The organism is Pseudomonas sp. ADAK2, assembly GCF_012935755.1.
Classification (GTDB): domain Bacteria; phylum Pseudomonadota; class Gammaproteobacteria; order Pseudomonadales; family Pseudomonadaceae; genus Aquipseudomonas.
On the sequence record NZ_CP052862.1, the window covers coordinates 2,752,474 to 2,764,648 of the forward strand.

9 protein-coding genes are annotated in these 12,175 nt (G+C 58.3%); 1 reads left to right on the top strand and 8 read right to left on the bottom strand.

Annotation, left to right across the window (positions count from 1 at the left end; translation table 11 throughout):
* Positions 1-210: 210 nt before the first annotated feature.
* The 6 genes from HKK52_RS12825 to HKK52_RS12850 form a co-directional block, all read right to left on the bottom strand.
* Positions 211-603 carry a hypothetical protein gene (locus HKK52_RS12825; protein ID WP_169371116.1) on the bottom strand — a complete coding sequence of 131 codons (393 nt, stop codon included), beginning with the start codon at positions 601-603 and terminating at the stop codon, positions 211-213.
* 186 nt (positions 604-789) lie between these two features.
* On the bottom strand, positions 790-1,254 hold the full coding sequence (locus HKK52_RS12830; protein ID WP_169371117.1) for a hypothetical protein: 465 nt from the start codon (positions 1,252-1,254) through the stop codon (positions 790-792).
* Positions 1,251-5,942: an RHS repeat-associated core domain-containing protein gene (locus HKK52_RS12835; RefSeq protein WP_169371118.1), complete on the bottom strand. Its 4,692-nt coding sequence runs from the start codon at positions 5,940-5,942 to the stop codon at positions 1,251-1,253. Before HKK52_RS12835 ends, HKK52_RS12830 begins: the two co-directional genes overlap by 4 nt.
* Complete coding sequence (locus HKK52_RS12840; RefSeq protein WP_169371119.1) at positions 5,939-8,845, bottom strand: type VI secretion system Vgr family protein; 2,907 nt, start codon at positions 8,843-8,845, stop codon at positions 5,939-5,941. Before HKK52_RS12840 ends, HKK52_RS12835 begins: the two co-directional genes overlap by 4 nt.
* A 129-nt stretch (positions 8,846-8,974) precedes the next feature.
* Entirely contained in the window at positions 8,975-9,490 is a 516-nt protein-coding gene (locus HKK52_RS12845) for an Hcp family type VI secretion system effector (protein ID WP_149657116.1), read from the bottom strand.
* A gap of 300 nt (positions 9,491-9,790) precedes the next feature.
* The gene (locus HKK52_RS12850) at positions 9,791-10,657 is read right to left on the bottom strand and encodes a carboxylate/amino acid/amine transporter (protein ID WP_169371120.1); all 867 of its coding nucleotides are present in this window, start codon (positions 10,655-10,657) and stop codon (positions 9,791-9,793) included.
* On the opposite strand from HKK52_RS12850, the gene HKK52_RS32800 reads away from it, so the two are divergent.
* The gene (locus HKK52_RS32800) at positions 10,656-10,784 is read left to right on the top strand and encodes a hypothetical protein (RefSeq protein WP_272900300.1); all 129 of its coding nucleotides are present in this window, start codon (positions 10,656-10,658) and stop codon (positions 10,782-10,784) included. The genes HKK52_RS12850 and HKK52_RS32800 overlap by 2 nt on opposite strands.
* Positions 10,785-10,995: 211 nt before the next feature.
* Here HKK52_RS32800 and HKK52_RS12855 read toward each other — a convergent pair whose 3' ends face one another.
* Complete coding sequence (locus tag HKK52_RS12855; RefSeq protein ID WP_169371121.1) at positions 10,996-11,595, bottom strand: FMN-dependent NADH-azoreductase; 600 nt, start codon at positions 11,593-11,595, stop codon at positions 10,996-10,998.
* Positions 11,596-11,831: 236 nt separating this feature from the next.
* Positions 11,832-12,146, bottom strand: coding sequence for a 3-phosphoglycerate kinase (locus tag HKK52_RS12860; RefSeq protein ID WP_169371122.1), 315 nt, complete (start codon positions 12,144-12,146; stop codon positions 11,832-11,834).
* Positions 12,147-12,175 lie beyond the last annotated feature (29 nt).

Genomic DNA, 12,175 nt, shown 5'->3' on the forward strand with positions numbered 1-12,175 from the left:
ACAAAAATCTCATATTGGGATGGTGGGTTCAGCGTTATTTGAAGCGATTTCAGGCGATCTCGACGAATCATCACTAAACTCACGCGACAACTAATCAAAAGTAGTAACTTGTAAAAACTGACGGATTTATTCTTTACAAGCCAACACTCTTAAAACAAATCCGTCACCTTTTCTGTTGCGTACTTTATTTTATATCTATTCTTCATACTCTCAATCGTTTAACCGCTTTTTCGCTGCGGCAGAAACCATCTCATCCTCATCTGCCACTAGTTTAGCTAAGATAGCTTTAGGCACCTTTGGATTACACGCAATTCGATGCCTAACTTTTATATCCCCATCACATGCCAATCGTTCAAAAGTCGCTCTATTTATCCTCCGCTTCATGGCAACATCCCATCTCACGACAGCATCATCAGTTAATGAAAGCCGCTCCAAAACTTCTACTGAGATGGTGTTATTTGCGACAACTTGACGTGCTAACTCAGGATATTTTAGTAGAATTTCAAACCAAACCTCATCTGAGGCAGCATCCTCAGCCTTAGCTCTTTCAACCTCATTTTTACTTTGAATATAACATTTGAACTCTTCAGCGCTATTTATCATTGCCACCTCCTTTAGCAAAAAATGGGACAGATTTATTTTCCTTATTTCCAGGGCTGATCCTTTTGCCGACTGGATAAAAAATAAATCTGTCCCCTTTTTTTATTGTCCCCTTTTTTTTATTCCTTATTTCCTAGGCTGATTTTTTAGCAACTGGGTAGAAAATAAATCCGTCCCCTTTTACCTCTTTTACCTTGTAGAGCTACCTACACGTCGAAAAAAATCAACGAACTCTTGCCCAACGTCGGGATATACTTTTTTGATATAGAAGAGAAAAAACCATAGGGGCGTTTCCTCTCCCGAGTTTCCTTGCTCCCAATCATCTTCATTTCCAAAACAGCAAATAACGCATCGAACTAAGGCGGAGTACGCAGGATCCGACTCTCGATACTCTTTTTCAATAGGCCAGAGCTGCGTAAAAAGAACTTTCCTCAAACCATCGTTCGACTCTAGCGTGCCAGGAATAACTGCCTGAGTAAGATAAGAAGCCATCTCCTGAAGCTTGTCGCCCGAGATATTGTTCAGCTTTTCATTTTTTATGAGTTCAAGCAGAAACCTTGCGTAATGACGAATCATTTCATTAATTGAAACCCCTTCGTTGAGCAACTGTAACTCTAGGGATTCGATATCTTCGATTTCTTGGTTGTCGATCATTCGTTGACTCCTTCTCTTACGCCAAGCTTACCCATCACGAGGGCACAGGAGGGACAAAATTTCAGAGGTTTATCATCGTTCCTAACGGTCGTTGACTTTGCACCTTCAGTAATCCCTCTTAAAGCCTCGACGGATTGGACGTCGTTTGCCTTGGCCACTTTGCTGAGCGCATCTGCTTCTCCACAATGCCCATGAATGAATGGAGAACGTTGATCTTCGGGAACTGAGTCGTAGAGTTGTTGTACAACAGGATGAGTTATGCCTTCGCCCCCGGCTTTCGCGCTGTATCCAACTTCAGGAGCCTGCAGATTTCCACCTTCTATAGTGGTGCGGGTTCCTTTATTGTTTGGCGTAATTCCCTTTTTACGGGCCAACCCTCGCGGGTCTATCCATCCAATAGGATTGGGCACATATTGGTAAAGGTTAAAGCCCCCCTCGAAACCAATCGGATCCTGCGAAACAAACCGCCCAACCCCCGGATCATAGTACCGATACCGGTTGTAATGCAGCCCCGTCTCATGATCGTGGTACTGACCCTGGAACCGTATCGGGTTCACCACCCCGTGCTGCCGCGCCCATTCCGAACGCTGTTCCGTCACCTGCCCCCACGCCTTGTACTGCGCGGTCCAGGCCATGTTGCCTTGCGGATCCGTCATTTCCTGCGGCGTACCCAAGTGATCGCACTGGTACCACGCCAACGCATCAAACGCTGGGGCGCTTACCTTGTAATTCCACAACGGATCCTCGTCGAGGCTGTATTCGCCGCTGTAATCCGGTTGGCCCGCCAGGTTGATCGGCGCATGACGCACGGCCTGCGCGACCGGGACGAAACTGCCGGGTTCGAAGACGTAGTGAACAGTGCGGCCCGGCGCGCCGTCGGATTGTGCCGGGCTGCTTTCCCAGGCGAGGTTGTCGCCGTCCCAGCCGTAGAGGGTGAAGCCGCAGCCGTATTCGCGTTGTTTGCGCGCGTGTTCGCTGCGGTTCCATTGCGAGCCGGCTTCCGGGCGCTGTTTGTAGTGGGCGCTGGAGTTTTTGTGCAGGCGCCGTCCTAACGCGTCGTAGGCGAAATCGACGGCCAGGCGTGGGTCTTCGAAGCGCACCAGTCGATCGAACAGGTCCCATTGCAGATCGCTGCGGGTGCCGTTGTGCCAGCGCTGGATCTGGTTGCCGCGTTCGTCGTAGTCGTAGTGGGTGCCGGCGTATTCACGCAGCAGGTTGTCGACCAGTTTGCTGCGTGGCGGAGTCTGATCCAGTGGGCGGCGGATTTCCGTGATTTTGTCGTCGAGCAGGTTGCTGGCCGGGTCGAAGGCAAAGGTTTCCACGCCTTGGCGGGTGGTAGCGCTGAGCAGGCGGCCGACCGGGTCGTAGCGGTAAGCCAATGGGCCGCGGCGGCTGTCGTTGATGTCGGTCAGTTGGCCGGCGGCATCGTATTTGTATTCACGCTTGAGCAGTGTGGATTGGTCGTCGCTGCGTCCCAGCAGTTGCTCTTGCAAGCGGCCGGCCGGGTCCCATTTTTGCGTTTGCAGCAGGTGGTTGCCCTGGTGGCGGGCGACTTCGCGGTGCAGGTCGTCGCGTTCGTAGCCGATCAGTTCGTGATCGTCCAAACGCAGGCCCAGCAAGTGGCCGCTGCCATAAGTGAGCCAACTGACGCGGTGCCCATCCGGGCGCACGGTGGCGACACGCTGGTTGAGCACGTCGTACTCGTGTTGCCAGATGGCGACCGTGGGTTTTTCCAGGCCGAGGTAGTGCTGGTGTTCACGCAGCAGGTTGCCGGCTGGATCGTGGAACCATTGCAGGCGGCTGTCGGCGTTGTTGGCCATGACCAGATTGCCGTTGCCATCGTAGGCGAAGGTTTCGCTTTGCGACTTGTCCCCCAGGCTGGCGCGGCGTTCGGTCAAGCGCCCCATGGGGTCGAAACTGACCGAGATCACACGTTCGCCGTTGACGGTGTGGGCCAGGCGCCCGGTCTGGGCGTCGTATTGATAGCGCGTGGAGCGGCCGTCGAAGCCGGTTTCTTCCAGCAGGCGACCGACCGGGTCGTAGTGGAACTGCGCGCGTTGTTCGTTTTCGTTTTCCAGGGCCAGCAACTGGCCGAGGCGGTCCCAACGGTAGCGCAGGGTTTGTTCGGCGGCATCGACTCGTTCGGCGATCAGACCGGCAGCGGTGTAGCTCCAGGTGGTGCAGCGATCGAGGCCATCGACGTGGGCGAGCAAACGACCTTCGGCGTCGCGCTCGAAGCGTTCTTCGGTTTTGTCCGGGTGTTTGATCAACACCAGTTGCCCGGCCTTGTAGGCGTATTCGGTGCTCTGCCCGGCCGGGTCGGTGAAGCAGATCATCTGCCCGAGTTCGTTGTATTCCCAAGCACTGGTTTTGCCCGAGCAATCGACGTATTCCACCAACTGTCCGGCGTCGTTGTAGGCCAGGGCTTTTTCGTTGCCGTTGGCGTCTTTGATCGCGGTGGGTTGGCCGGATTTGTTGTAGGCGTATTCGGTTTTGTTGCCCAGTGGATCGACCGCTTCGACCAAGTTGCCCTGATCGTCGTAAGCTCGCCCCCACTGACCTCCTTCGGCATCGCTGATCTTGATCAGATGATCCTGATCGTCATAGGCATAGTGCTCGACACTGTCGTCAGGGCGAATGTGCTTTATCAGGTTGCTGCGCTCATCGTAGCTATAGCGATCCGTACTGCCGTCAGGGTGCACGTGGCGGATCAGATTTTTCGCCTCGTCGCGGAAGAACCATTCCGAACGTTCGTCCGGATGACGAATGCGGTAGGTGTAGCCAAGGATGTCGTAGTAGTGCCAGGTCTCGTTGCCGTGGGCGTCGGTGACGTAGGTCAGGCGGATGTTTTCGTCCCACTCCAGACGGGTGTCGAAGCTGCCGTCGTCGGCCCATTCGCGCACTGCTTTGGCGTCGGTGCCGGTACCTTGCCATTCCAGGTTCATGCCGCGACCGGTGCGGTCGGTGTAGCGGGTGATCAGGTGATGTTGGTACTGATAGGACCAGGCGGCGCCGTTCTCATCCTGGGCCTGGATCAGATCGCCATAGGCGTCGTATTGGTAGGCACAGAGTTGACGCAACGGGGCGCCGTCAACAATTTGCCAGAGGCCGAGCAGCCGACCGTGGTCGTCGATCAGCGTGCCGAGGTGCAGATGGACCTTGGTGAAGTCGTTTTCTTGATAGGTGATCAGGTCCGACAGCACCGACTGCTCGCCGTGGCGATGCTCGTAGTGCAGCATGATCCCCGCGCCGTTGCGCAGCACCACGTTGGTCAGCACGTAGCGCTGGCCACGGCGGACGTAGGTTTCTTTGCGCTCGAAACCACGGCACAGCAGTAATTGGTCATCACCCGAGCGCACCAGGGTGATGTTTTCGATGGCGTCGTAATGAAACAGGCCGACCTTCGGCAGCGGATAGTCGTGGCTGCGGCCGTCGGCGTCGTGAAACTTCAGGCCATCGCCAATGCAGTCAAAACGGGTGGTGAATTCAGTGATCCAGCGGGCGCCGAGCTCGCTTTGATCGTAGGCCCCGAGGCGCGAACTGTAGGTACGAGTCCACTCGATCGGGAACGGCCCCGGCAGGCTGAAATCGGTGTGGCTGAGACTCTCCGACCCCATGGCAAAACTGATGCTGTTGCAGGTGCCGGTACAGGTGGCATTTTTCTTGCCATTGGCAGTATTCGTGGCCGGCACCTGATGACTGTTGGCCCCCAAACCACCCTCAGACGCCGTGCGCTTGGCCTGACTCGTCTTGTCAGGTTTGACCCCGGCGCTTTGACCATGAGCATTGCGCTTACGCCAGACGGTGACGGCGCTGGACAGGATAAACAGCAACCAGCCGATGGAGTTTTGCACCGATTCATCGTCCAGCTTGCTCAACTGCGTGCGCAGTTCCGGCCCCATCGCCCGCAACTTCTTGGTTTCGGCGGTCACCCGTTCTTTGATGTCATCGGGTAGCAGGTTTTCGGCTGCGCTATTGGCCAAGCCCTTGCCTGCGGCTTTATAAGCACTGGCTGCGGCCCCGAAAATGTTGCCGATCGCCGCGAGTGGATCATTGAGCAACTGGTCACCGGCGGCGCTGATTTTCTGACCGGCCGCCTGGGCATCACCCTTGGCATCGAGCTTGCCATTGGCCACCGCGTCGAGGCCTTTGGCGATCTCGTTGATGACGTCTTCGCCCAGCTTGCCGGCGTCCGCCAGAATACCCGGCAGCTTGCCTTTGGCTTGTTCAACGAAGTCGTCGAGGGTACCGATAATCGAATCGTTCAAGTGCCCTATCAGTATTTCGACCACCGACGAGCCAAGCAGCGCTTTGGTCGAGGCCTTCATCTCCTGACGCACCAGAAACAGGGTCGGACGCAGGGTCATGCGTGCAGCGGCCATGGCAGGCGGCAACGGCAGGACGCCGATCAGGTTGATGCCGAGACTGGCCCAGGCGAGCAGGTCGCGTTTCTGGGCATTCGACAGCGTGACGATGTCGCCCAGCGCATCGACCAGCGCCATGATGTTGCCCACCACCGGCAAGGCACCGGCGACGTTCTTGATCCGGTCGAGGGTGACCACGCCGCCGCTGGCGGATTGCAACCAGGCGTCGAAGACTGCCGCGCTGCTGGCGACGTCCTGAACGTCGATAGCGCTCAGCGGAACAATGGCAACCTGCGGTTCACGTTTTACGATTTCAGTGGTCATGACAGCATCTCACCGGCCAGCAGGCCCGGGGTTTTAAAGGAGGTCTTCGGAGGTACGACGGCCGGCAGGCTCGGTAACTTGCCGCTTTTGCTGGCGGCGCCGAGAAGGCTTGAGGCGCTCGGCATGGCGGCACTGGCGAGTTTCGGCAAACCCGCCACCCCGCCCTGCACTGCACCCTTGATTTGCTGTGCGGTCTGCATCGCGCCTTGGGCGGATTGCATGGCGCTCATGCCGGTCTGGGCCAGGTTTTTGCCTTGCTCCAGCACCTCCCAGTTCTTGCTCGGCAATACCTGCGCAACCATCGATTGCACCGGGCCGGGAATGTCCTCGGCGCTCGGCGGTTGCAACGGCCACTCCGGTTTGCCGATGTAACTGCCATCACTCCAGGTGTCCGCCGGGTCCTTGCCAAACATCACCCGCGCCGGTCCCGGTGCCGCACCGGAAACCGTGGCAAACCCCTTCGCATCGAGCGTGCCTTTGAGGCTCTTGCCCAAGGCATCAACTACTTCAAAGTCGCCGCCCTTGATCCCCTGCAGCCCGGCGTACTGGTTGAACAGTTCCAGATTGCCCTTGCCCGGTTTCGGCGGCTCGGGGAACACGCCGGCCAGACTTTTCGCCCCGGTGTAGGCGAAGTTCGCCGCGTGGGCGGTGTACGGGCCGGTGGTGGCGTGGGTGATGCCGCCGGCGTTGTAGGTCGTGGCGCTGCCGCCGCCCTGGATCACCAGTTCGGTTTTCGCGGTGATGGTGATGCGGTCGGCGTTGGCGGTGATGTTGAGTTTGGCCAGCAGGTTGATGCTGTCCTTCAGCGCGCGCACGTCGATGTCGCCGGAGGCCGCGACCAGGCGCCAGCCCATGCTCTGCACGAACAGGCGCATGCCGCGACTGGCGCTGGCCAGCAGGCGTTTGCCGATCGACAGGCTGGTGTGGCCGGTGCTGCTCAGGGCCAGGTGTTCGCCGGTGGCGATGTGGCTGGAGCGTGGGGTGGTCAGGGCGATGCCGGCCGGGCTGGCGAGCACCAGATGCGCTTCGGTGAATTCGGGGAATTCGTTGGCGCTCATGTTCGCCGGGCCGCTACCGAGAATGCCCTGGTGCTGAGCGTGCAGCGCTTTGGCCACGTCGTCCTGATCGCCCGCTTCCTGGGCTTGCAGTTCCTTGGCCTGGATCGCGAAACCGTCCTGCTGCTCGCTGGCCGTGGCCAAACGCTCGGCGGTTTCCGGCAGGTCCTTGTGGTGCTTGGATTCGTTCGGCCGTGGCTCGGTGGTGATCAGCAAACCGGCCGCGGCACGCACCGCGCCATGGCGGTCGGTACGCAGCTCAAAGCCTTCGCCACGGGGCTGGCCACCGGACGGTCGCGGATGGGTCAGATAGCCGAGGTTGATCGCACTCGCACCGTGATCGCTGCGCAGCGCAATGCTGATCTCGCTGGTGGTGTCGTCGATCCGCAGTTCGTTGGCGCGGCTGCCCTTGTATTCCTTGCTCTTGACCGTGGCCAGGGTTTTGAAGTCCGGCAGTTTGTACGGTGGCAGGTTGGCGCCGTGGTACAGGCAACCGGTGATCAGCGGCTGGTCGGGATCGCCTTCGAGGAAGGTGATCAGCACTTCCATGCCGACGCGCGGCAGGTTGATCGAGCCGAAAGTCTGCGCGGCCCAGTTCGACGCCACGCGCATCCAGCAACTGGTCTTGTCGTCGTGCTGACCTTCGCGGTCCCAGAAAAACTGGACCTTCACCTGGCCGTACTGGTCGCAGAAAATCTCCTCGCCTTCGGGGCCAGTGACCACTGCGCTCTGGGTGCCGAGGACTTTGGGTTTCGGGTGCTCCAGCGGCGGGCGGTACGGCACGTTCCACGGCGTCGCGCTGAAGCGGTTGCGATAGCCCTGGTGGAAATCGTCCTTGTGGTCGCTGACGTCGCTGCTGATCACCTCTTCCAGCACCTGCGGCTGTTTGCCTTCGTGGAAGATTTCGGTGAGCAGCCACAGGTCGTTCCACGCCGGGTTGGCGTGGGCAGTCAGGGCGAGGAAATGCCCGGTGACAAGCAGCGGTTGATCGCTGCTGCCTTCGGCCAAACGGTAGTCGCTGCGGTGTCTTTCGAGGGCACGATTGGCCAGGTGTTTGCCGCGCTCGCGGTCGACAAAACGGCCGGGGTAATCGTAGTCCTCAAGGTCCGGTTTGGCCGCGCTCTTGGCGTCGCTTTCGAGCTCGATCTTCGGTTTGGTGAAGTCGTAATCGCGGCGGGTGGTGCGGCTGGTGCGGGTAATCACGCGCAGGCCGAAGCGCTTGATCACCGGCTGATCGGCGACCAGTCCGGTGTCCTGCTGATAGGTCACTGGCGCCAGTTTCGGGAACACGGTCTGGTCATCGCCGAACACCAGCAGATGGCCGCTGGCACTGTGCTGGAAGTGGTAGTGAATCCCCTCCTCCTCGCACAGGCGCTGGACGAAGTGCAGGTCCGATTCATCGTACTGCACGCAGTAGATCCGCTCCGGGTACACGGCGCTGAGCTGGAACTTGTGGTCGCTGGCGAGGATGCCGTGTTCTTCCAGGACCTGGCTGATGATCTGCGGCACGCTCATCTGCTGGAAGATGCGCTGATTGACCCGATGCGCCAGGTAGGCCAGTTGCGGACGCAGGGAGATTTTATAGCGGGTCAGGCGCTTGCCGGCCTCACCCTGGGCGATGCTGTAGACCAGCCCGTGGATGCCGGTGCCGTTCTGCGCGAGCTGCAAAAACGCCAGTTTGTGCAGCAGGCTTTCGAGGTTCAGCGAGGCCTTTTCGCTGACCAGTTCCAGTTCGAACTCGAACGGTTGGTTGAGCGCTTCCCGGCCAGTGAAGGACAGCACCTGAAAATAGCTGTCGGCCCCGTCGATAGTGAGGGCAAAGTGGGTCTGATTGGCCGGTGCGAACATTCCGTGTTCCTCATGCGATGTTGCGACAGCCGTCGACGCCCGTTGGCGATCAACGACTGCAAAAATTCTTTAGGGGACAACCAGCCGCCCCGGCCGCGCGGGCCGAGGCGGTACAACGGTCAACCTGGATCAGGCGACCGGCAGACGCCAGTCATCGGAACCCGAAGTACCGGATACTTCGTGGGTCCAGGTGATTTTGCGGTAGGTGAATTGCACTTCTTCCAGGTGCGTGAAGTGGGCGTTCGACGGGTCCTGGCAGTTGTGCATTTTGTTGTTGATGGCGACGATGATCGCGTCTTCCAGTTTGGTGGTGTAGTAGTGCTCTTGGGTCCCTTGGGCCGAAGTGCGGTACCACTGGATAACGATTTCGCTCATGCGCTCGCCGGAAGTCAGTGCGGCTTGCAGCAGTGGCGAAGCCTTGTCGTAGACCTTGGTGATCACGACTGGCTTGTGCACGCGTTGACCGGTTGGTTGGCCGGACTGTGGGTCACGCGGGATGATCACGTCGTGGCTGAACGCCTGAACCATGACCTGGTCTTCGTGACCTTCCTGGTAGGTGTTGCCAACGGAGTCAGCGGTGAATGCGCCAGCCGTGATCAGGCCTTGTTTTTCGCCAGTGACGGACATGTAGGCAGGTGTTGCCATGGGATGCTCTCCTTGCTCAAAAGACAGGACCGGACGGCGTGATTGCCTGTCCAGCTGGCGAAGGAGAGATCAAAATCTGTGCCAGCCATCACGTAGCCATTACGGAGCAAGGGTTTGCGCGGTATGACCAGGGATTTTTCCGACTTTTGCTGTAGGAAACAGCGTCAAAGTGCGCAAGAAGTTGCGCAGTTCTGTGCAAGAAGTTGCGCACTTGGCTGTAAGCCTTGAACGGCGTGGCTTACAGCGCTTTTACCTATCGTTTAAGCCAAAAGAAGTGCGCAACTTTTTGCGCACTTGCTCTTACGGCGTCAATGCCGGCTGGCGTACGCCCAATCGACTGATCCACACCGCCGCCAGGATCACCGAACCACCGAAGAACAACCGCCCCAATTCCTCATGTTGATTCCAGATCAGCAGATTGATCAGCAGCCCCACCGGCACATGCAGGTTGTTCATCACCGCCAGCGTCCCGCCATTGACCATGCACGCGCCTTTGTTCCACCAGTACAGCCCCAGCGCGGTCGAGACCAGGCCGAGGAATACCAGGACGCCCCATTGCAGCGGTGCTTCGGGCAGGAAGTTCTGTTTGCCGAACAGCAGGAACGCCGGCAACGCCACCGCCAATGCGCCGAGGTAGAAGTAGCCGAAACGCCGGTAATGCGGCAGGTCGCTGGGGTGACGGGCCACCAGGTGTTTATAAAGTACTTGCCCGGCGGCGTAGGTGAAGTTGGCCAGTTGCAGCAACAGGAAACCCATGAAGAAATCCGGGTTGATCCGGTCGTAGCGAATCACCGCAGCGCCTGCCACCGCCACCAGTGCCGCGACCAGGGCCCAGGGATTGAAGCGTCGGTTCAGCGCATCCTCGATCAGCGTCACGTGCAGCGGTGTGAGAATGGTGAACAGCAACACTTCCGGCACCGTCAGCACCCGGAAGCTCAGGTACAGGCAGACGTAGGTCACGCCGAACTGCAACGCGCCGATCAGCAACATGCCGCGCATGAACGCCGGCTCGACCGAACGCCAGCGCGTCAGCGGAATAAACACCAACCCCGCCAGCAGCACCCGCACCAGCACCGCGAAGTAACTGTCGACATGCCCGGCCAGGTATTCGCCGATCAAGCTGAAGGAAAACGCCTGGATCAGCGTGACAAAAAGTAGATAGCCCATGTTCGCCTCGTTTCGAATGGCGGCGACGATAGCGGGTTTTGCCATCAATCGCGAGAACACACAAACCTTTGTAGGAGCGAAGCTTGCTCGCGAAGGCGGCGGCCCATCCAACATTGATGTTGGCTGACACACCGCTATCGCGAGCAAGCTTTGCTCCTACAGGTTGTGTGTTCGGCCATCAAATCCCGGGCAAAAAAAAGCCCGATCTCGCTAATGCGTTCAATCGGGCTACAGCACTCAGGAGCAACAAGTGCAAAGGGAGGTTCGATGCGCGTAAAGCCTTGAAGGGGTTGCGCCAGGCCACTTGAACATCAAGGGATTATCTGGCGATTAAAGCCTCAGGCCACTTGGGAAAGCTTGGCGTTTGCCTGGTTCAGGCCCTTCTCCTGGAAGTCGCCGCCCAGGTTCATGCCTTCGGCGTGAATGAAGGTCACGTCGTGGATGCCGATGAAGGCCATGACCTGACGCAGGTACGGTTCCTGGTGATCCGCCGGGCCACCGGCATAGATCCCGCCGCGAGCGGTCAGCACGTAGGCACGCTTGCCGCTGAGCAGGCCTTGCGGGCCGGTGTCGGTGTACTTGAAGGTCACGCCGGCACGCAGCACATGGTCGAGCCAGGCTTTAAGGGTGCTCGGGATCGCGAAGTTGTACATCGGCGCCGCCATCACCAGCACGTCGGCGGCCAGCAGTTCGTCGGTCAATTGGTTGGAACGGTCCAGGGAAACCTGTTCGATGTCGTTGCGTTGTTCGGCAGGTTTCATCCAGCCGCCGAGCAAGTTGATGTCCAGGTGCGGTACCGGATTGATGGCCAGGTCACGGACAGTGATTTGATCGGCCGGGTGCGCGGCTTTCCATTGGCTGATGAAGGTCTGGGTCAACTGACGGGAAACCGAGTCTTGCTGACGGGCGCTGCTTTCGATGATCAGAACGCGGGACATGGGATGTAGGCTCCATCTGAGAATGCTGTAAGGCGATGGAGTGGAGGTTAAACAGAGTTATATCGATGAAAAAGCGCAAATAACTGCTATAAAGCATCGATAAATTCGTTTATAAGCTGAGCGAGCCCTGCACTTGTAGGAGCGAGGCTTGCCCGCGAAGGCGGTGTACCAGTCGACATCAATGTTGAATGACACGACGCCTTCGCGGGCAAGCCTCGCTCCTACAGGGTTTCATGTCATTTAGGGGTGCAGCTCAGGTTGATGCGCATCTTGATAATGGTACGGGTGAACTTGGCAGTGGCGTTTTTGTGTTTGCCAGCCGGCACGTCAATGGTGCGGGTACGTGGCGCTTCCGGGCCATTGTTGAATACCACCTTACACGTCGCATCCGTACTGCCGTAGTTGTTGACCTGGATGGAGGCGATGTCGTTATCCGTGTCGTAGGCGTTGTAGTCGATGCTCAGGCCATTGAGCTGTTTTTGAACATCGATCGGATAGGCAAACGCCGTCAGCGGCAACATCGCCAGCACCACACAACAGAATTTTTTCATTCGGCAGTCTCCAATAGGGACCGCCAGCT

Coding starts and splice junctions, on each gene's coding strand:
- HKK52_RS12825 (WP_169371116.1), bottom strand. CDS start 603: ATGATAAATAGCGCTGAAGAGTTCAAATGTTATATTCAAAGTAAAAAT.
- HKK52_RS12830 (WP_169371117.1), bottom strand. CDS start 1,254: ATGATCGACAACCAAGAAATCGAAGATATCGAATCCCTAGAGTTACAG.
- HKK52_RS12835 (WP_169371118.1), bottom strand. CDS start 5,942: ATGACCACTGAAATCGTAAAACGTGAACCGCAGGTTGCCATTGTTCCG.
- HKK52_RS12840 (WP_169371119.1), bottom strand. CDS start 8,845: ATGTTCGCACCGGCCAATCAGACCCACTTTGCCCTCACTATCGACGGG.
- HKK52_RS12845 (WP_149657116.1), bottom strand. CDS start 9,490: ATGGCAACACCTGCCTACATGTCCGTCACTGGCGAAAAACAAGGCCTG.
- HKK52_RS32800 (WP_272900300.1), top strand. CDS start 10,656: ATGTTCGCCTCGTTTCGAATGGCGGCGACGATAGCGGGTTTTGCCATC.
- HKK52_RS12850 (WP_169371120.1), bottom strand. CDS start 10,657: ATGGGCTATCTACTTTTTGTCACGCTGATCCAGGCGTTTTCCTTCAGC.
- HKK52_RS12855 (WP_169371121.1), bottom strand. CDS start 11,595: ATGTCCCGCGTTCTGATCATCGAAAGCAGCGCCCGTCAGCAAGACTCG.
- HKK52_RS12860 (WP_169371122.1), bottom strand. CDS start 12,146: ATGAAAAAATTCTGTTGTGTGGTGCTGGCGATGTTGCCGCTGACGGCG.